14 protein-coding genes are annotated in these 21956 nt (G+C 35.8%); 7 read left to right on the top strand and 7 right to left on the bottom strand.

Annotated elements, in window-relative coordinates:
* The first annotated feature begins 588 nt into the window (after positions 1-588).
* The 4 genes from pyrB (at position 589) to DWB61_RS12370 (ending at position 4858) form a co-directional block, all read left to right on the top strand.
* Entirely contained in the window at positions 589-1494 is a 906-nt protein-coding gene (pyrB, locus tag DWB61_RS12385) for an aspartate carbamoyltransferase (protein WP_125031218.1), read from the top strand.
* 79 nt (positions 1495-1573) lie between these two features.
* The gene (gene pyrI / locus DWB61_RS12380; protein WP_125031217.1) at positions 1574-2032 is read left to right on the top strand and encodes an aspartate carbamoyltransferase regulatory subunit; all 459 of its coding nucleotides are present in this window, start codon (positions 1574-1576) and stop codon (positions 2030-2032) included.
* 424 nt (positions 2033-2456) lie between these two features.
* The gene (locus DWB61_RS12375) at positions 2457-3107 is read left to right on the top strand and encodes a hypothetical protein (protein WP_125031216.1); all 651 of its coding nucleotides are present in this window, start codon (positions 2457-2459) and stop codon (positions 3105-3107) included.
* A 260-nt stretch (positions 3108-3367) separates the two neighbouring features.
* Complete coding sequence (locus DWB61_RS12370) at positions 3368-4858, top strand: dihydrolipoyl dehydrogenase family protein (RefSeq protein ID WP_125031215.1); 1491 nt, start codon at positions 3368-3370, stop codon at positions 4856-4858.
* A gap of 219 nt (positions 4859-5077) precedes the next feature.
* On the opposite strand, the gene DWB61_RS12365 is transcribed toward DWB61_RS12370, so the two are convergent.
* The 7 genes from DWB61_RS12365 to DWB61_RS12335 all read right to left on the bottom strand — a co-directional run bounded on the left by DWB61_RS12365 (position 5078) and on the right by DWB61_RS12335 (position 13777).
* Positions 5078-6151 carry a [citrate (pro-3S)-lyase] ligase gene (locus DWB61_RS12365; RefSeq protein WP_125031214.1) on the bottom strand — a complete coding sequence of 358 codons (1074 nt, stop codon included), beginning with the start codon at positions 6149-6151 and terminating at the stop codon, positions 5078-5080.
* Positions 6152-6209: 58 nt separating this feature from the next.
* Positions 6210-7613: a triphosphoribosyl-dephospho-CoA synthase gene (locus tag DWB61_RS12360; RefSeq protein ID WP_158614404.1), complete on the bottom strand. Its 1404-nt coding sequence runs from the start codon at positions 7611-7613 to the stop codon at positions 6210-6212.
* Positions 7614-7749: 136 nt separating this feature from the next.
* The gene (gene citF, locus DWB61_RS12355) at positions 7750-9309 is read right to left on the bottom strand and encodes a citrate lyase subunit alpha (RefSeq protein WP_125031212.1); all 1560 of its coding nucleotides are present in this window, start codon (positions 9307-9309) and stop codon (positions 7750-7752) included.
* Positions 9310-9441: 132 nt separating this feature from the next.
* Positions 9442-10314 (bottom strand): HpcH/HpaI aldolase/citrate lyase family protein, encoded by an 873-nt coding sequence (locus DWB61_RS12350; RefSeq protein ID WP_197091194.1) that lies wholly within the window; start codon positions 10312-10314, stop codon positions 9442-9444.
* 23 nt (positions 10315-10337) lie between these two features.
* Entirely contained in the window at positions 10338-10625 is a 288-nt protein-coding gene (gene citD, locus DWB61_RS12345) for a citrate lyase acyl carrier protein (protein ID WP_125031210.1), read from the bottom strand.
* 789 nt (positions 10626-11414) lie between these two features.
* Complete coding sequence (locus tag DWB61_RS12340) at positions 11415-11999, bottom strand: indolepyruvate oxidoreductase subunit beta (RefSeq protein WP_125031209.1); 585 nt, start codon at positions 11997-11999, stop codon at positions 11415-11417.
* Positions 12000-12151: 152 nt separating this feature from the next.
* Entirely contained in the window at positions 12152-13777 is a 1626-nt protein-coding gene (locus DWB61_RS12335) for a thiamine pyrophosphate-dependent enzyme (RefSeq protein WP_125031208.1), read from the bottom strand.
* Between the two features lie 594 nt (positions 13778-14371).
* Here DWB61_RS12335 and prmA point away from each other — a divergent pair.
* The 3 genes from prmA to ppk1 all read left to right on the top strand — a co-directional run bounded on the left by prmA (position 14372) and on the right by ppk1 (position 21929).
* Positions 14372-15214 carry a 50S ribosomal protein L11 methyltransferase gene (prmA, locus tag DWB61_RS12330; RefSeq protein ID WP_125031207.1) on the top strand — a complete coding sequence of 281 codons (843 nt, stop codon included), beginning with the start codon at positions 14372-14374 and terminating at the stop codon, positions 15212-15214.
* Positions 15215-15260: 46 nt separating this feature from the next.
* On the top strand, positions 15261-19745 hold the full coding sequence (locus DWB61_RS12325; protein ID WP_125031206.1) for a hypothetical protein: 4485 nt from the start codon (positions 15261-15263) through the stop codon (positions 19743-19745).
* 102 nt (positions 19746-19847) lie between these two features.
* Positions 19848-21929: a polyphosphate kinase 1 gene (ppk1, locus tag DWB61_RS12320; protein WP_125031205.1), complete on the top strand. Its 2082-nt coding sequence runs from the start codon at positions 19848-19850 to the stop codon at positions 21927-21929.
* Positions 21930-21956: the final 27 nt, after the last annotated feature.

The following is a 21956-nucleotide window of genomic DNA, read 5'->3' as shown; positions in this document are numbered from 1 at the left end:
CTTAACTCAACAGCATTTAATTTAAACTCTCTACTAAATTTTCGTCTCTCTTTTTCCATTTTCTAAGATATAAATTATTAAGATAATTATACCTTAACTCACTGTCCAAGTAAATGTAGCAACTCCACTCCTCCTTAAAAATAAGGAGGAGAAACATATAAATACTGAAGGTTTTATATTTAGATGGACAAAAACATCTTCCTAATATTTTTCACCTCTAATTTAGTGTTCAATAAGTGGTTTATTATTTAAAAAATCTGTGTAATCTTTGGTTCTCTAAAAAAATAAAGGCTTGGAAATTTGAATATGTCCTTTCTTTATCTCTATCTTTGTAGCCTAGAATGGAACATGTATTAATTCAATCTAGCCCCCTATCATTAGAAAGTGAAAACCTTCACTTTTACAATTTCCATTTTTATTATTTTTCACGATTCGACTTATCTCTGAGACGAAAAGCCTGTGATTCAGGTCTCAAATCTCATTTATTATATTTTATATTAAAACCAACATTGTCTATTCAATCGACAATCGTTGGTTTTTTTTTGATATTAAAAACAACCATATTATACAAATTCTAAAAATTAAGAAATGGATAACAGAAGCTTAGTGTCTATTGATGATTACACCAAAGAAGAAATTTTGGAAGTACTTAACCGAGCAGCAGAATTTGAAAAGAACCCAAACTCCAATATTCTTGAAGGAAAAGTAATCTCCTCTCTGTTTTTTGAACCATCAACCCGAACTCGCCTGAGTTTCGAAACAGCTATTAGCCGTATGGGTGGCAAGATTGTTGGTTTCACTGATGCCTCTTCATCAAGTACCTCTAAGGGAGAGACACTTAACGACACCATTAAGATGGTAAGTAACTATTCAGACCTGATCGTGATGCGTCACCCTATTGAAGGTTCTGCGCGTTGGGCTTCTGAAGTCTCTGATGTCCCTGTGATTAATGCAGGTGATGGGGCTAACCAGCATCCAACTCAAACCATGCTCGATCTATATTCTATTCTAAAGACACAAGGTACGCTTGAGAACCTGAATATTTTTATGGTAGGTGACTTGAAGTATGGTAGAACAGTTCACTCTTTACTAATGGCTCTTTCTCATTTTAATCCAACATTCCATTTTATCGCACCTGTGGAACTGGAGATTCCCAGAGCCTATAAAATCTTCATGGATAAGAATAAAATCACTTACCATGAGCATACCGAATTCAATTCAATCATCAACGATGCCGATATTCTTTATATGACTCGTGTTCAGCGTGAACGTTTTGCCGATCCCTTGGAGTATGAGAAGGTTAAAAATGTCTATATTCTTAAAAACGATATGCTAAAAGATACGAAAGACAACTTACGTATCCTTCATCCACTTCCAAGAGTTAATGAAATTGCCATTGATGTGGATGCTAACCCTAAAGCTTACTATTTTGAGCAAGCCCTGAATGGTGTTTACGCTCGACAAGCTATCATTGCAAAAGCTCTGGATTTATAGCAGCTCAATTTCTTCCCTGAATCAAAGGGATTCATTTAGATTGAATAATTAATTTTTAAGATTAAAAACACATTAAGATATGACAGCAAAAAAAGAACTTCAGGTTAGAGCTATCAAGAATGGAACCGTTATCGATCATATTCCTGCAGATCTCCTTTTCAAAGTAATCAATATCCTTGAGTTGGATAAATGTTCAACCTCTGTCACTATTGGGAACAATTACAAGAGTGACATATTGGGAAAAAAGGGCATCATTAAAATATCAGAGAAATTTTTCGAAGCTGAAGAAATCAATAAAATTTCGTTGATTGCTCCTAATGTAAAATTCAATATCATCAAAGATTACCAGGTTGTTGAAAAAAGTGTGGTTGAAGCTCCCAATAATGTTGAAGGCATCGTTAAATGCATGAACCCCAAATGTATCACTAACGTTGAAGAAGTCTATACCAAATTTAAAGTGATGAGCTCATCGCCAATCACTTTAAAATGCCACTATTGTGAAAAGATTACCGATCACAAAAACATAACCATCAAGTAGGCAAAGCTTATTCGATTATAACTTGAAGGAGTTCCATAATGGGGCTCCTTTTTTCTTCAAAAAAAATAGTTAACCACTAATGATCACTAATTTTCACTAATCAATAGTAAAAACATATGGTCACTGAGCTTGCCGAAGTGTTGTCTGTTATTAGTTCTGTGTACCTTTAGACTTCCCTTCTTGTATCTAATCATTATTTTTAATTAAACTCTGCTAGGATTGAATACGTCGGAGCTTTGATTGATAATTTGAGATTAATAAGACATTGATCAGTTCAAAATATTATCAGTTCTCGAATTGCAGTCATTCGTAATTTCTAATTCGTAATTCATAACTCATCATTTCTAATTCGTAATTCCTTTTTTATACCTTTGCGGCAGAAAAATGACAAGCAGGTCTTTAACCTGTATAACAAGAAATGAATATGACTAGCGAAGAACTTCAAGATATCGTTTTAAAAGCTCTAGAATTTGGACAAAATGGTAAAACAAAAGCCTGCAACGAACAATTACGACTGATCTACTCATCGCTACAAAAGGACCCACTTCTGCTTTGGGACAGCTCTCAGGTTTCACAATTGGGAAAAAGCATTATTCTTATGCTCCACCTCGATTTAGTCGATGATGAAGAAAAAAGTATTGGTCTCGTTCTACTTGCCTATCTTTTTTTATCAAAAGGTATTCAGAAAGAAGAACAGATGCCTGAGATAGATTTATGCGAGATGTTTCGCATTCGAAAAGATCGCGTTATTCTCCTAAAAAGTTTTGATGATTTTTTCGTAGACAGTTTGCAGGAAATCTATTATGCCAATGAAAAAGCTACTGATAGAGAAACTTATAATCAGCAAAGAAAAGCTGCACTAAGCCGACTTCCTCTCATGGAGTTCTCCGACATTTACGACATTGAACAAGATTATCCTAATTTAAGGGATGATGAGTTTCTTTTGGATACCGCCAATTTCATTGAACTGGAAGACGAAATCACTTCAGAGAACCTAAGAGAGGCCCAGCTATTACACAAAATCCTTTTCAAACACAGTCTACAAAAGCTAAAAGAGGGCAAAATTAACTACTAACTAATTAATGATTAATTGTCAGGAGACGGCTGACTGGTCACTGTTCAGATAGCTATCGGAAGAAGTTTATAAAGACCTTTTGACTCTTGGACTTTATCCTTTCCTTACTTTAACCTTGAATTTCCTTTATCCTTTATTTCCTTTTATCCTTGAATTTTCTTTGAGCTTTACATTCTTTTTGATTGATAATTCTTATCTTGAGACTTATTGAAAAAGAGAATAAAGAATCTGAATTTCCATATGAAAAGGAATAAATAAATATGACCCTAGAAAAATACGATCTTATTGTAATAGGAAGTGGTCCTGCAGGTTTTTCGGCAGCAACACGAGCTATTGATTTCAAAAAAACAGTCTGTATAATTGAAGCGAACCATCTGGGTGGTGCAGGTATTATGAATGGTGCACTCACCTCAAAAGCAATGTGGGAGTTATCAAAGGATTTTAACATTGCTTCATCGGTTAATCGAGGCTACAGAGCTTCAGGACTTTTTGCAGACTATAAGCAAGTTCAAAAAACCATCATTCAAGCGGCCAAGCAAAAACAACTGCAAATGCTTTCTCAAATTGAGACTTTCTCCGAAGTCACAGAGAGTCATGGTAGCATCTGTTTGAAGTATGGTTGGGCTCGCTTTATTGATTCTCACACTATAGAAATCGAACACAAAGGAGAAACCCAACAAATTTCTGGTGACAATATCATTATTGCAACCGGTTCTCGCCCCAGAGAAATGCCAGATATTGAGATTGACCAGAAACGCATCATCGATTCTGAAGGTATTATGAACCTCAAGGAGTTCCCTGAACGAATGATTATTATCGGCTCGGGTATTATTGGTTGCGAATATGCAACGATCTTCTCCAACTACAATCAAACCGAAGTTCATCTACTTGACCGACAGCATAAAGTAATTCCTTATGAGGACGATGATGTGAGTGAATTCGTCTCGAAAAGTCTTGAAAACAATGGGGTTATTATTCATCATACTGCCAACTTAAGAACGATACGTAAACGTAGCGATTGCTTAGAGGTTGTTTTGGATTATCAGGATGGGCACTCAACAGTGATTGAGGTTGATGTAGCCGTTGTGGCTGTTGGCCGAATCCCAAACCTCGACAATATGGGACTGGAGAATGTTAATATTCAAACAACTGAAAGAGGCTATTTAGATATCAATGATGCCTGTGCGACCGATAATTTCAAGTCTTGTCATATTTTTGCTGCGGGTGATGTTTCCGGTCATGCTCAACTTTATTCTGTTGGAGAATTACAAGGTCGATTCATCGTTGAGGCACTTTATGGTAATTTAGATTATCCCCTGGATTATTCCAATATGTCAACCCTCATGTTTTTTAAACCTGAAGTAGCGGCAGTTGGCTTAAACGAGAAAGCCTGCAAGAGTAAAAACATCCCGTATAAGGTTGCTACTTACTCAAATTCACTCATTAATCGAGCTGTTGCCATGCGAGCAACCGATGGATTCATAAAGATTATAGTCAGTGATGATGGTGAAAATCGTATATTGGGTATGCGTGCTGCGGGCCCACAAGCCTCAACCCTTATCACATCCATCGCCTACCAAATTACACAAAAAGGAACTCTTAAGGATATTCGAAAAAATGTGCATCCCCACCCGAGTATTTCTGAAGGTGTTCAGGAATGCTTAAGAGTTTTCGAAGGAAAATCAATCTACAAGCCTCAGGCATTCCCTGATCTAATTAAACTAAAGTCGTGGAAACCAGAGGTTGATTAGTAATGAGTGATTATCGATTAAAAATGAAATAGATAGATTGCTTCATTCCTAAATCAATAAAAACGCAGTCAGCTTAGTAGATTGTCGGATATCTGTTGTCGGTTTTCAGAATGGATCTCCTTCATCCTTTTACTATTAAACTGTTAGACTGTAAAATTAAACAAAAGAGCAGCGACTAAACTTATTGTCGTTTTAGTCGCTGTTTTTTATAAGTTCGGCTTAATGCCTTGTAACCTTCGATTTAATTTTTGCACGGATATGGGCAGAATCTTCAGATAGTAAGAATCGTCTTGTTGAGGTTGGAAGGAAGTCGATAACATCATCCAACTTATCTTCCCGAATCGCTTGTCTGACCTTCGAAGCAGAAATATAATTATCCTTAGAACCACTGGAGATACGAGGAATCTCAATAAGCTCAACCCCATTAGGTGGCAAATGTTTGATCATCGCCTCATTATAGGCTTTCGTTACAGGAGAGTACATTTCAGTTCCCACATATCGACGATTAATATTGAAAATCGGTACAATATATCTCATAAATGTAATCACATCCAACTCAGCTTGACAGGCTGCAATATCTGATTTTTTCTCCTGTTTTAAGAAGTATGATGGAAAAATGGTACCTGAAACCACATAATTGCCTCCTTTTACCATCACCAAATTATCAATATGGCCTAATTCCTCCTTAATCAAACGCCAACGGGTTGTAAAGTTAAAGGATGAGCGATCTTCCTCAACAACAAAAAGGTATACGACTCTATTCTCACGACATGCCTTTTCAATCAGGTATTTATGCCCCATCGTAAATGGATTACAATTTACAACTACGGCTGCAATACCACCGACATTTACATCACGTTTAATTGAACGCAGGTAATCCTGATAGGTTTTTATATTATTATAACCGAACTCAAGAACAGAGAATAAGGGTTCTGCTGTGGCAATTTCTGTAAATCCAAGACCTTTAAACACCATCAAGTTACGAGGCTTGGTATAAACAAAAATATGGTTATGCTTTTGGATGACAATATCAATCAAATGTGTTACGATCTGAGCGAAAGCCGCACCCTCTCTAAATTTAGGTGCTACAGCTACATATTTTAGTACACGACCTTTATATGATCCCGTTCCAATAATTTCATCATTCAAATTATATAGAATCATTGAATAATCAACATCTTCTGGAATGTAATCAAAACCCAAATCACACAAAAACTGAGAAAGCAGTTTGACATCAAAAGGGTTTCTCAAATCTAAAGATTCTTCTCTATAGTCAGTATTTTCTACGCCCATTATTATATCGTATTATCCCTTTAAACTCGGGACCTTGTTCAAATTATTAAAACCTAATTTATTCATCGTTCCAAACCAATTGCCTATTCACATTATACATAAAATATGAAACCGCCAGCAGATCGGCTGAACCTCCTGGAGATATTTTTTTATGCCTGCAAAACTCAACTAGAGCTTCATAATCAGCATCAAATTGAGCTGTACCATATTTATCCATACATGCTACGGCTCTATTTTTTAGTTCTTCTAAAATCTCTTCTCCTTTTCTATAAAGGATATTACTGTCATCATTTTGGGAAATGATAGCAAGCAAAGCATGTGTCAAGCCCTTATTTAGCAGCTTATCATTCAATATTTTTTCAGAGTCGAAATGTTGGTACAGAACCGGAAGAGCCTTTTGAAAGACACAAGGCATACCTGCCTGAATTTCGCCTCTAATCCCCTGCCCCTTCTTACCAAATCGTCGGAAACACTCTTCGCCATGTGTCTCTTTCCCCAAATAGAGTTTCTTACCCAATTCCCGAGCAACCAAATCACCATTCATAGCCTGAATAATAGACACAAACCTTTCATTGCTAAAAGATTCCTTGGCAAGTAAGTAGGCAGAAACAAAAATTGAGAAACCCAATAAGAAGATAGCCCCCTTATGTGTATTAACACCATGGGTTTCAGCAAACATATCGGCTTCAATTTCCAAACCAATCAAACGCAAGTTTGGCAAAGCATCTTTCAGATTATCACCTGAAAAAGTATAGCCAAATTCAGCAATTTTCTTAAATGAAACCGAAAGAGCCGCTGTTGAATTTAAAAAGGTAGAAAAATCCATATCCGTATGCGATCCCTCGTCAAAACGATCGACCAAACCCGGCTTTGGAGCTAACGCAACTTCATGCAATAAAGATTGAGTAGCCAATATGGCTAGTTGCTTGCAAACACGATTCTTTCTCTTCGACTCCTGATATTTAGAAATCTCCAGTTCCACTTTCATGCGCATAGCTGCATAATCATGAGCTTGCTTTCGCATGCAATAAATGGCTGGAGCATTATTACAAAAGAAACACAATTTCGCTTTTCCCGAAGAAATCGGTTCCCCCTTTTCATCTACGACATCAACATCTAAAAAACGTCCTACAGGATGATTGGTTTCAAAGCTTTCACAGAGTTTTTTTATTTGGATGGCCGAATAATCCGGATCGATTATTTCTGAGAGAAAGAAATCGCCTGCAGCATCAGTTTCACAATGAATGGTTTCCCTATTGATTACAATCCGATGAGAAAGAAGGTAATCTTGCAATTCGTTTAAGCAAGTCGTAAAAAAAGCATGGAAGCTGTCATTTGACTTTGGTAAGCCAGGGATATTCAAATTAAAGCTCAGAGTAATACAGCCTCTTTCAAGTCTCTGCATCCTCAAATCTCTTCGCCTATCCTTAGCTAAAAGCAATTCTTCTATCGACTTATCCATCCCTGCCGTCATGACATTAGTTAGTATTGATTTGCAATAAAAACCAGTTAATTTGTTTCAAAAAAAGAGAAACAGTTCCCTCTCCATTTTCATAGAGAGGGAAATATAGTTTTTTCAACTCGTAAATCGAATTGACTTATTCTAAATTTGTAACATTTTTGATCACGTCGATAATTGTTCCATCTCGGTATTCTACCAAAGCAACAATCTTATCGCCAAGCTTCTTCTCTGCAGGAATACCTGTCATTGAATCAACTTCTTTCTTAAGATCTTTAATATCAAGCACTTTTAACCCAGCTTTTTTCAAGGCTGCTGCCAAATTAGGTTTAGCAGGGTTTACACAAACACCACGTTCCGTAACAACCACATCAACACTTTCACCTGGAGTCACAATGGTATGAACACGATCCATAATAATTGGTAAACGACCACGGAAAGATGGACAAACAATCACAGATAGATTAGCTCCTGATGCCGTATCAGAATGACCTCCTGATGCACCACGAATCTCACCTGAAGAACCTGTAATTACATTAACATTGAAGTCAACATCAACCTCGAGTGCACCTAAAACAACCACATCCAATTTGTTGGTCATGGCACCACAGTTATTAGGATTAGCATACTGGTCGCAAGTAATCTCAACATGCTTAGGGTTATTCAAAACTGAAGTACTAACTGCAGCATCGAACGATTGAACATCGAAAATAGCTTTAAACAAACCTTCTTCAAGCATATCAACACCATAAGATGTTACACCACCAATCATGAAAGAACCTTGAATGCTTTTACGCTTCATATCCTCACGAAGGAATTTGGCTACAGCTAAAGACGCACCGCCTGCTCCAACCTGAAACGACATCCCATTCTTAAATAAACCTGAATGTTCGATTACTGTAGCAGCAATACGAGCAATACGCAAGTCCATTGGTGAAGATGTAATACGAGTTGTACCCGATGCAATCTTAGACGCATCTCCAATACTATCTACCTTTACCACATAATCAACAAAATGCTGACGAACGGTGCTTGGTACACAAGGGTATTCAACCATATTATCGGTAACGATAATGACGTTTTTAGAATATCTTGCATCAATATCAGCATAACCCATAGAACCAAAGGCTGATGGCCCATGAGATCCCGTAGAGTTACCTTCCTCATCAGCAGCTGATGCAGCAAGTACTGACAAATCTGGCTTAATTCTACCCGTTAAGAAATCGCGAACACGACCACCATGTGAGTGAATAATAGCAGGATGCTTCAATTTTCCCATCGAGATGATTTCGCCAAGACGACCTCTAATACCTGATGAAAATATTTTAGTTATCATGCCACTCTCTACGTAAGGTACCAATCCATCGTGAGCAGAAGTTAAAGATGAAGAAGCCAAAGTAATATCTTTGATTCCCATCTTATCCAAAATCTCGATAGTTTGCATCAATACACCATCTCCGCCTCGAAGGTGATGATGACAAGTTACTGTCATACCATCGAAAGGCTTACACTTTTTAATGGCCTCCTCTAATGAAGAACAGAACTTTGATGTATGCGCTTTTTTAGCTTTTAATGTACGTGAAATGTTGGTACATGGAACTTCATCTTCAATGATACTTTTCCAAACACCTTGATATGGCTTCAATTCGCCAATACCTTCTATATATTCAGGAATTTCAACTCCTAATGCGTTTTTCATGTGTTTATGATTTCATATTTATATCACATGGAAGTCGCCATTATAGTCATACTCATATACAAAAGTATTCTATATGGCTCGTTTCATTGTTTTATAATTAATTGCTAATACAAACTCTTGCTTGTAAATTGATTAGTCTAAACTCTTTTCAATATCCTTAATATCGATATTGGCATATTCCAAAATGGTGATGGCACGCTGAACAACAGGAGCATCAATCATTTTACCATCAATCGCAAAAACACCGATTCCAGCTTTAGTATTCTTATAGAATTCAGAATACACACGGTAAGCTTTACGAATTTCGTTTTCTGAAGGATTGAAGACCTCATGCACAGGATCAACCTGACGAGGATTAATCAACGCTTTTCCAGCAAAACCTAATTTCTTGATGTATTCAGTCTCTTCTTTAAGACCTTCTTCATCATTTATATCAGCAAATACCGTATCTAACACGTCTAAGTTGTTAGCCTTACCCGCCATTACAATTCGTTTACGAGCATAATCGATACCAGCTCCATCTGGTGTTTTCACAATTCCCATATCAGCAGTCAAATCCTGACCACCAATTGTAATTGCATCAACACGAGGCTCGCAAGCAGCAATATCATATACATTTGCAACACCTTTTGCCGTTTCAATCATCACATGAATGGTCATCTTAGGATCTGTGATACCATGTTTCTTTTCGATTCTTCGAACTTCTTTCATGAAATCTTTAACATCCTGAACCGATTCTGTTTTAGGGAAACGAATATTGTCTGGTTGCATAGGAACAATCTCCTCCAAATCAGCCAATCCAAATGGCGTTTGCAAGTTATTTACACGAACACAAACTTCAGTATCGTAAAAATTTACAGTTTCAAGCATACTACGTACTAAAATACGAGCAGCATCTTTTTGGTTCAATGCAACAGCATCTTCCAAGTCAAGTAATACAGCATCACAGCCATAAACTCCCGCTTGTTGAATCATAGCCGGATTATTACCCGGGATATACAACATTGATCTTCTTTTCTTCTTAGCCATTACAATGTACCCTCCTGAATACCTAAAGAACGTTTAACAGCGGTTTCAACTCTTGCTTTAATGGTTGGTGTTAAGGCGCCTTTATCTTTTGCAATAAGGTGCACATTTTCAATTTCCATTACATCTAAAACCTGATTGATGCATACTTTAAGATCCTCTTCGAACTGTAACATTACAGTAGAGGAAATATCAACCTGTCTTCCAGATCCTTCAGCAACAGGTTCAATTAGAACCATAATGTCGCTTGATTCAAAAGTTCCAGCTTGAGCTTTAAACTTAGGTGTCATTATTTTGTATCGTTAGTTGTTATTATTCGCATTCATTTTCTAAAAAAGAAACGTATACGAAACTTAATTAATTTGTGATAAACCTATAGAAACTCAATGAGAATCAAATTGTAAATCAATCTAAATAAAAATCGTTACCTAGATGATTTCGTTTCAAAATCCTAAGTGATTTTCAGTGTACAAATGTTGCAGTCTTTCAAAAAAGATCAAAGGACTTTAGCTTATTTTTTTGTCAAGTAAAAGTGTTATAAAACAGATTAAAGATATAATTCTCTAATATATTCACAAAAGCACTTGTTTGACTATCATATAGGAGCCAGGAATCAACACTCTAAACAAGTAAATTACGAAATAAACATAGAAAGGGAGGTGTCAAAATAAAAAAAATCCTACAGTGGCCTGTAGGATTCTTTGCGGATTAGCGGTTAGTGAGATCTTATCGGTTAGTATAAGAGTTTGCTTTGTAAAAGGGAGGCCCCTTTTTTCTAAAGCGAGTGCAATATAGCTTTTCATTTTTAAATATCGCAAACGTTTGTTGAAAACTTTTCAACATTTTTAACAATTAAGAATAAAATGAAATAAGAGCACGACTAAGACCAATCATTCAGAACGTTGCCTTATACCTAATTAAGGGTTTTGATAGCGATCAAGCGACATCTGCACCTTAGCTTAAATAAGTTATAAGCCAGTATTTCAATAGGGATATACTCCAAAAAAAAGCCTCAGTGAATCAACACTGAGGCATTCATATCATTATCCGAGTCTTATTGCCAAGGCATCATGACGTTCTTATTTGTTGTCTTGAGAGAACTTACGACCTGCGTGCAATGCATCGATGTTCATTTTTACAACATCTTCGCCTTTTCTACCAAAAATCTTACGAATACCTTCTTCTAAATACTCAAAAGGAACATCAATAAATGGAGAAGCCGCCCCTAACATAACGAAGTTAAAAGCTCTGGTAGAACCCGTCACTTCTTTTGCAATTTCATCAGCATCAATCAGTACATAATTTGGTAAAGCCTCAATGGTTTTAACCAATTCAGCCTCATCTGGATAATCAGTAATGTTGATAAATGGAGAAGAATTCGCCACAACATACCCCCCTTTTTTAAGGTAAGGAAGGTAACGTAAAGCTTCCATTGGCTCTACTGACAAGATAATATCAGCTCCCCCTTTAGGAATCAAATCTGAATAAATAGGCTTATCAGAAATTCTCATGAACGACTGAACATCACCACCACGCTGACTCATACCATGAGTTTCAGCTTGTTTCATGTATAAATTATTGTCTAAAGCAGCAGATCCTAATGCAGCAGCAATGGAAAGAATTCCTTGTCCGCCTACACCTGCTATAACCATATCTGTTTTCATAATTCTAGCTTTTAGATATCAGATGTGAGTCATGAGATTGTTATAAACACCTACTCATGTCTCTTTCTAATTGTAAAATAATATTGATTTTTTGAGTTAAATTTTCTCCATGAAAAGATCTCATTTCTAAAATCTCAACTCTCACTATCTAATTAAGCTTTTGCAGCCGCTTTAGCTTTCAATGCTTTTTTAATCTTCTGATCACGAACATTCTTCTGAACGCAAATACGACGAGGGATAATGACTGATACTCCCTGATAGTCACATTCTTTACGAATAATATCCTTCACTTCCTCATGTTTCTTAGGTAAAGAAGTAAAGACATGAATATGATCAGGATGAACCCCTAAACCAGCACAAATATCTTCTAATTTCCCTTTAGCCGAAGACTTCTGGCCACCTGTCATTGAGATTGATTCGTTATCAGAAATAATAACTGTAATTGGAGAATTTTCGTTAACTGCATCTAATAAACCTGTCATTCCAGAGTGAGTGAAAGTTGAATCACCAATCATGGCTACAGATGGAATCAGACCTGCATCAGCAGCACCTTTAGCCATTGTAATAGAAGCACCCATATCAACACAGGCATTAATAGCACGGTAAGGAGGCAAAGCACCTAAGGTATAACATCCGATATCAGAGAAAACACGACCTTCGCCATACTCAGCAATTACCTCATTCAATGCTTTATAAACATCGTGATGACTACATCCTACACAAAGTGCTGGAGGACGAGCTGAAACCAAATCAGGAATAGCCATTCCTTCTTCAACCTCAAATCCAAGAGCCACAGCAACCATATCCGGAGTTAACTCACCATCGCGAGATAAAGTCCCATCCAAACGACCAATGACAGCTTCGTTTTCAAGGTAACCCTTCAACATCTCTTCAACAACAGGGTAACCTTCCTCAAGAACCAAAACTTTATCACATTCGCTAGTGATTTTTTGAATCATCTTACGAGGAAGCGGGTATTGGCTAACTTTTAATACTGGGAATGGACAATCACCATTAGGATAGTTTTCCATCAAGTAATTGTAACCTAATCCACAAGCAATAACACCTAATGATTTATCAGAACCTTCGGTGTATTGATTATATGGAGATTCAGCTGAAGCAGCTTCAAATTTCTCTTGATTGCTCAACAATAGTTTGTAACGCTGACGTGCAATACCTGGCAAAAGAATAAACTGCTGCTTATCTTTAGGTAAAGACATTTCGTTTTCAGCAACAATATCAGTAACTGGTGTAACACCGGCACGAGAGTGAGCCAAACGTGTTGTGATACGCATCATAACTGGTGTACCAAAAGCTTCTGATAATTCGAAACCAAAGCGAGTCATATCATAAGCTTCTTGCTGATTCGAAGGCTCCAAAATTGGAATCATTGCAAACTTAGCATAAACACGAGAATCCTGCTCATTCTGAGAAGAGTGCATAGATGGATCATCAGCAATAGTAACGATCATTCCACCATTCGATCCTGTAATAGCTGCGTTCATAAAACAGTCTGCTGCAACGTTCAAACCAACGTGCTTCATACAAACCATAGTTCTTTTCCCAGCATATGACATACCAAGAGCTGTTTCCATAGCTGTTTTCTCATTAGCAGACCACTCGCTGTGAATTTTACGTTCATTAGCTAATTTAGAATGCTGAATATATTCAGCAATTTCTGTAGAAGGTGTTCCTGGATAAGCATAAACACCTGACATTCCAGCATCGATTGCCCCTTGAGCAATGGCTTCAACACCTAACAATAGTGACTTTTGCATGATATTTTATTTAACGATTTTGTTTAATCTATAAGGTACGACAGTTTACCAAAATGATAAAATGCCTTATTATTCAATTATTGATGTATAGATACATCAATTACAATTATTCAATAAATAGATAGAATAGGTCTAGAAAAGAAGATTCTAGAATAGATCACGAAGATCGAAGATAGGACGTGGATTATAGCCCCCCGAATATTTCAAGGTAATTAACTTGATAAGCAACAACGTAAAAATAAATTGCAAGAAAATCCATTCGTTTACTTAAAGATTGTAATAAAACACGAGTTATTCCTAATAATCGATGGCAATAATACCACTATTTGATTTAAAATCAATAAAAGTGGAACGAAAAACAGGAAGTTTAGAATTATTTCAAATAACGGAAACGGTTGCGCAAACCCTAAAACACTAAATTGATGCAACTTACAAACAAAACTAAAACGCTTCAACTCTTAAAAAAAACCATTCTTAAAATTTACTTTTTGCTTTATTCTTGAATAAATGAAGTCTTTTAAATGAAGAAGATTATTTTTGTAAATTACAACATAAAATAATTGAGAATTATTTTCAACTAAATAAGAACAAATCATGGATTACATTGAATTAAAATGTGAAATTACCCCCTATAACGAAGCGATAGCTCAAATTCTAATTGCAGAACTTGGAGAGCTTGGCTACGACAGCTTTACTGAAAATGAAGATTCAATCGATGCCTATATCACAGAAGATCTTTTCGATATAGAACAGGTTAAAGAGATTAATTTAGATTATCTCTCAGGAATTAATTTCACACTAAATTACTCACATAAAACCATTGTATCTCAGGATTGGAATGCTCTATGGGAATCAAATTTCCAACCGGTAATCATTTCAGACCAGGTTGTGATTCGTGCCTCTTTCCATACCGATACTCCCAAAGTGCCTTATGATATTGTTATCGATCCTAAAATGTCTTTTGGAACCGGGCACCACTCAACAACATCATTGATGGTTCAAAGCATTTTAGATAGCGATATCAAAGATAAAAGAGTGCTTGATATGGGCTGTGGAACTAGTTTGCTTGCAATATTAGCATCTATGCGAGGTGCAAAAACAGTTGACGCCATCGACATTGACGAATGGCCATATAAAAACTCTCTTGAGAATATTAAAAATAATCATGCTGACAATGTATCTGTTTTCTTAGGAGATGCACGCCTTTTAGAAGGTAAAGAGTATGATATTGTTTTAGCCAATATCAACCGAAATATTCTATTAAATGACATGAAAACTTATGTGGCCTGCTTACCTCAAAATGGTGAGCTTATCATGAGTGGTTTTTATACTGAGGACCTTAAGTACATTCAAGAAGAAGCTGAAAAGAATTCACTAAGCTATATCGACCATAAAGTTGACACCAATTGGGTTGCCGTGCGTTTCGTGAAAAAATAGCCTAAGTATTCTGAACTCTAATTTCAAGAATCAAAAATAATCAACAATGTCAAAACAACTATTCTCGCTTATTTTCTTAGGATTTTTATTAGCCAGTTTTACTACTAAGGCTAAACCATTCAATCAAGATTCTATAGTTTCAATAAGCGAGATAGACTTGTTGATGGATCACCCCTCCTTAAATAATAAGGAGAAGAAAGCTTTTCAAGAAAAATTTCAACAATTTTGGAATACGGCTCAAGCCTCTAGTGCTAAAAGAGACTCTATTCTTTCTATTTGTGAAAAATTCAGAAAAAAAAGTGCTCGTATTGTACCCGATTTTTACGATTACTTCAATAGCCTCATACTCTTTAATGAGAAAGGTTTAGACGATGAAAACTATTCAAATTGGGAAAAAGGCTTGCTTAATGAACTGAGTAATCCAAAAGTCAAATTAAAAAACATTAATGAATTTCTTAAGCAAACAAACAATCTTCTCAAAGATCAACTTCTATATAAATCCTTCTCAACTGAATGGAAAACAAGATCAAACGATTTTCATTATATCTATGATGACACACTTAAGATTATATTCCATTCAACAGAATTAGTTTGTTATTCGCAAAAAGATAGCTGTTGTATATACAATACAAGTGGAGCCTACTACCCTTTCGAAAAGAAATGGAAAGGTGAAAAGGGAAAAATTGCATGGACGAGAGCTGGAAAAGCTCCCGCAGATGAATATGCCGAATTCAAAGGCTATAAACTAGATATTACCAAACCCAAAATAGAAATTGATACAGCTCAATACAAAAACCAACTTCTATTTAAGGATTTCATATCAGGCTCTTTAATCGAGAAAGTCAATATTGTGAAAGATCCAGCTTCAGCAAGCTATCCAAGGTTTGAATCATTTGAGCAAAATATCGCAATTGACAGTTTGTTTGAAAACATTAACTATAAAGGAGGTATAGCTATTCAGGGTGCTAAATTTATAGGAAAAGGCAACTCTGAACAGCCTGCAAAAATCACATTAACCAGAAACGACAGCTTGTTTATTGAAGCTTCATCGGAATACTTTAGCTTTTCAAACAATAAAATTATTGGAAAAGATACCGAAATCACTCTGCATCTCGATACATTCAAAATATATCATCCAAATCTTCATCTGAAAATTCTTACCAAAGAAAAGGACCTCATTCTAACACGTGATGGAACAGGTATGTCACAAAGTCCCTATTTTAACAATTACCACAATATTCTAATGGATTTTGGTATTCTTCATTGGAAAATGGACGAAAACATAATCCACTTTAAAAAAATGAAAGGCGCCTCACATCGTCTTGCGAAATTTGAATCTCTTAACTATTTTACAAACAACCATTACCTAAGGCTTCAAGGTATGGATGATAAACACCCTTTGGTACTTCTTCACGAATTTGCAGAATACACATATTCCAACACTTTTACCACTGAGGAGTACGCCAATTATCTCAGAAAACCAATCAGTCAGATTCGCCAGCAAGTGATTGCTCTGTCATTTCAGGGATTTGTAAATTACAATGTATCTGAAGATGAAATCACTATTGAAAAACGTAGTGGAGATTATATTTCTGCGGCAATGGGAAAACAAGATTACGATGTTATCCACTTTTCAGCTAATACGGAAAAACTTCAAGATGATGCGACACTGAATCTCAAAAATTTTCATCTACAAATCAATGGTGTCAATCAAGTGTCGGTCAGTAACTCACAAAATGTGAGCTTTGTTCCTAAAGGAGGGAAACTACTTGTAAAAAAAAATAGAGACTTTGAATTTAGTGGTTTAGTTAAAGCAGGACCACTAAATATGTACGGTAAAAACTTCAATTTCTCCTATGATAATTTCAAAGTTGACATGGGACTTATTGATTCTTTAAAAGCCTATATCCCAACAGATGATCAAGGTCAATTTGCCAGAAGAAATGCCATCTTTCTCGAAAACATTGTAAAAAATGCCACAGCCAATCTTCTGATTGACGATCCTTCAAATAAATCTGGGAATGAATATTTAGAACAGTATCCAATCTTCAATTCATATGATTCATCCTACCTATATTATGAGAAAGCATATATTCATAATAACGTCTATAAAAAAGATAACTTCTATATTAAAGTAGATCCATTTACGATTGACAACATCAACAAACTATCCAATCAAGATCTGCAGTTTCAGGGTGAATTTAAATCCGGGGGCATTGTTCCCAGTTTTCGCGAGACTTTAATTGTAAACAATGATAATTCTATTGGATTTGCCCATGCCATTGAAAAAAATGGGGTTCTAGTTTACAATAAAGCAATTTTTACCGATTCACTATATTTAAATAACGATGGACTCTGGGGTAAAGGAACTTTTACCGAAAAGAACACTAAAATCGTATCGGACCACTTTACTTTTCTGCCTGAAAGTGCAAAGGGGCAAGCAGAATCATATACCCTTTTGGCTCAAAGTACCCCTTTCTCTCATCCTGATATAAGCGGGAAAAATATCTGGGTTGAATGGCAAAGCATCAAGGATGAATTCAAGATTCAAAGTCAAGGAAAAGGTTCGCCATTAAACATGTACGAAGGCCATGCATCACTTTCAGGTATCGTAAATATTACCAATAATAAAATGGCTGGCTCAGGAGAAATGGTCTATGCGAATGGTTCTTTCACTTCAAATTATTTTAATTATTCTGGGGCTAAAATCACTGCTGACACTAGTCAATTTAAATTACTCAACGGTAATGAGGCTGGTTATTCTTTTAAAGCGGAAATGTGCAATGCGATTATCGATTTAAGTACCCAACGTTCAGATTTCAAAAGTACTATAGCAGGAAATTACAGTAGCTTCCCATCTAACAACTATATCTGCCAACTCAACAGTTTTAAATGGAATATGACTAATGATCAAATTGAATTTGGAAGTGAAGAACTCGCAAATTTGAACCAATTGTGGGAAACGGGCAAAATCAAGTCCCTTCCTAAAACATCATATAATACATTTATATCAACTCATTTTGATCAGGATTCTCTTAGTTTCGTAAGCCCTTATGCGATTTATGACACAACCAATTACACCATTGCCGCTAAATTCGTTGAGAAACTAAAGATTGCTGATGCTAGTATTATACCTCTGCATGGTAATATCACTATTGAAAATAATGGCTACTTAGCACCACTAAGTAATTGTAAGATACTTGCCGACACTCTACATCATTTCCATGAAATTACTGATGCTTTAGTAGAAGTAAAAGGAAGACGAAATTACACAGGCTCTGGATTCTATACCTATAAAGATGAACTTGATGAAGAACAAGAAATCTATTTCAAAGAAATCAGTGTCGATTCAACAGGACAAACCATTGCTTCTGGAGCAATTCCTGATGCCATGTCCTTTACTTTAAGCCCTGATTTCGATTTCAGAGGAGAAGCTCATCTTTCAGCAAGAGAAGAGCACCTTCGTTTTAATGGTGAAACTCAAATTCATAACAAATGTGATAATATCAAAAATAGATGGTTGACATTCAATGCTCCGATTAATCCTAAAGATATCATGATTCCAATAGACACAATTGGGCGCGATAAGGAAAGTGTAAAAATATTTAACTCCCTGTATCTCACTAATGATTCAATTCATATTTACCCAGCATTCTTATCAACAAGAAAATTCTACACGGATAATCCGCTTCTTACCGTTGATGGATATCTGACCTTCAATAAGGATAAAAATCTTTATCAAGTTGGTAGCGAACAGAAACTAAAAAAACCAGAACTGCCCGGAAACCTATTATCTTACAATATGAATAATTGTAATTTAAATGGTGAAGGTATAATAAACCTCGGAGTTAAACTAGGTCATGTCAAAACCACTGCCGCTGGTACTGTTGATTACGATTCTGATAAAGGAAAAGTAAGTTTGATAACTTGTTTAGGCTTTGATTTTTATTTTTCAGAGCTATTGTTGAAGATGATGAATAAACATTTCTCAAACTCTGTACAAAGACCAAGTAATTTGAACAACGACCACTTTCTGCAAACCTTCCCTCTTATAATGCCTGAACTTGAGGCTAATAAGATAGTGAAGGAAATCAAGGAAAAAAGTTCATATGATGCTTTACCTGATACAACAAAACAAACCCTATTTTTTAATCGAGTTAAATTAGAATGGAAGCCAAAGGAAAAAGCCTATTACTCAGTAGGTGAACTTGAACTTGGCAGTATTCATCAGACGAGTCACAATTGTATTGTAAAAGGTAAAATCGAAGTTCGAAAGAGTAGTCGAGGTAACCGCATGTATCTTTATATGGAACTCGAAGACGGTCATTGGTTCTATTTTGAATATCAAAATCAGGTCATGTTTATGAGATCCTCAATTCATGAGATCAATATTACCATGGAAGAAGTCAAGGAAGATGAGAGACGATTCAGAGATCCTGTAAGTAAACTCAACTATCTTTACCTTTTAGCCCCGATGTCTAAAGTAACACGTTTCAAGAAATTGCATAATATGACTGCTGCCAACGAATAAACATCAATCTGACTAAAACAATTTTATTTAAACTAACTCGCGAGTAAAGCCTATCTAAATTTTTATAATTTTGTTAGAATACATTTTGAATCTTTCATTTATATGACAAAATATCAATTTTTCAATCGCGATTTAAGTTGGTTATCATTCAATAATCGAGTTTTAGATGAAGCCAGAAACCCGAACTTACCTCTTTACGAAAGAATTAAGTTCCTAGCCATTTATTCTTCTAATCTTGATGAATTTTATCGTATTAGAGTTGCCTCTTACCAAAGATTCACGGAATTACCTATTGAAGACAAACTACAATTAAGAGAAAATCCTGATCAGACACTAAAAAAAATTAAGCAACAAGTTCACAAGCAGCAAATTGAATTTGGTCATATTTTCTCAAAAGAAATCGTTCCTGAATTACTTGAAAATAACATTGTATTGTTGCAAGGGGAAGACCTCTGCGAAGAACATTACGAATTTACCAAGGAATTTTTCCTTGATAACTTACTTCCTCATATGCAGCCTATGTTGCTTTTGAAGAAACAGATTCAGCCCTTTCTTAAAAACAACGCCATTTATTTGGCTGTAAAACTTTATAAAAAGAGAAGTAAAAAAGATAACCCTGATAAACCTAGGCGCGCCAAATACGCGATTGTAAGAATTCCTAGCAATCGCTTCGATCGCTTTATTGAATTACCCGCTATTAACGATAAACATCACATCATGTTTCTCGATGATATTGTGAAATTACATATGAAAGTCGTCTTTCCTGGCTTTAAAATTGACTCTACCTATAGTTTTAAAATGAGTCGTGATGCCGATTTTTTAATAGAAGATGAGTACTCTGGAAACATTATGAGTATGATCGAGCGTAATATCAAAAAGCGTGAAAGAGGAGAACCATCACGATTTTTGTACGATGAAAACATTCCCCGCGATTTTTTAAACCTACTTAAGCTAGCTTTTAACCTTACAAATAATGAGCTTGTTAAGGGAGCTCGATATCACAATTTCCAGGATTTCTTTAGCTTCCCAAATCCGGCAGGAAAAGAGTTGGAAGATGAGCCTTTTCATGCCCTCAAGGTAAAGGAACTCGGACAAAGTAAATCGATATTCAAAGAAATTAATAAAAAAGATATCCTTCTTCATTACCCTTATCAATCTTATGAATATGTCATTCGCTTTTTGAATGAAGCTGCAATTGATCCAAAGGTTGAAGAGATTAAGGCAACTCAATACCGAGTGGCAGAAAACTCCGCGGTTGTTAATGCTTTGATTAATGCTGCTTTAAATGGAAAAAAAGTCACGGTTCTTGTTGAGCTAAAAGCCAGATTTGACGAAGAAGCCAATATGAACTCAGCCAGAGCTATGACAAAAGCAGGTGTTAAAATCATTTATAGCCTACCAGGTTTAAAAGTCCATGCTAAAATCGCACTTGTCATCAGAAAAACAGAAAAAGAAGATTATGCCTACCTGAGCACAGGTAATTTTAATGAGAATACGGCTCGTATCTATGCAGATCATGGTTTATTTACAAAAGATGAAACGACAATCTCTGAACTAAAACTCTTATTCAATTATCTTGAAAATCAGGAAACTGAATGCAAATTCAATAAGTTACTCATTGGTCAATTCAACATGCGAGATGAGTTCTTAAAGATGATTGATAGAGAGATCGCTAATATAGAAAACGGTGGGAAAGGTCATCTTATATTAAAAATGAATGGCTTGCAGGAACGACAAATGATAAACAAACTATACGAAGCAAGCAGTAAAGGTGTTAAGATTGATCTTATCATCAGAGGAATTTGTTGCCTGATTCCAAACAAATCCTACTCAAAGAACATAAATATCATTCGTATTGTCGATCAATTTCTTGAGCATGCTCGTGTTTTCTATTTTTACAATAATGGTTCTAAAGAAGTCTATCTATCATCTGCCGACTGGATGTCACGCAACCTTCACCGACGTATAGAATGCGCATTCCCAATTGAAAAACCTAAATTAAAACAAGAACTTATTGATATTCTAAACATTCAGCTTAGTGACAATACAAATGCTCGAATAATTAATGATCGATTGGAAAATATCAAGCCTCAAAATGGTGTTAATCAAGATGCAAAAAGGGCTCAGAGAGATATCTATAAATATCTTGAAGCGATAGAGTTTTCGAAAAAAAGCAAGAATTAACACAATATATTGTTCCTATTAAAACCA

Origin of the sequence: Ancylomarina euxina (assembly GCF_003863355.1) — a bacterium.
Classification (GTDB): Bacteria; Bacteroidota; Bacteroidia; order Bacteroidales; family Marinifilaceae; genus Ancylomarina; species Ancylomarina euxinus.
This window is presented reverse-complemented; position numbering and strand designations above follow the sequence as displayed.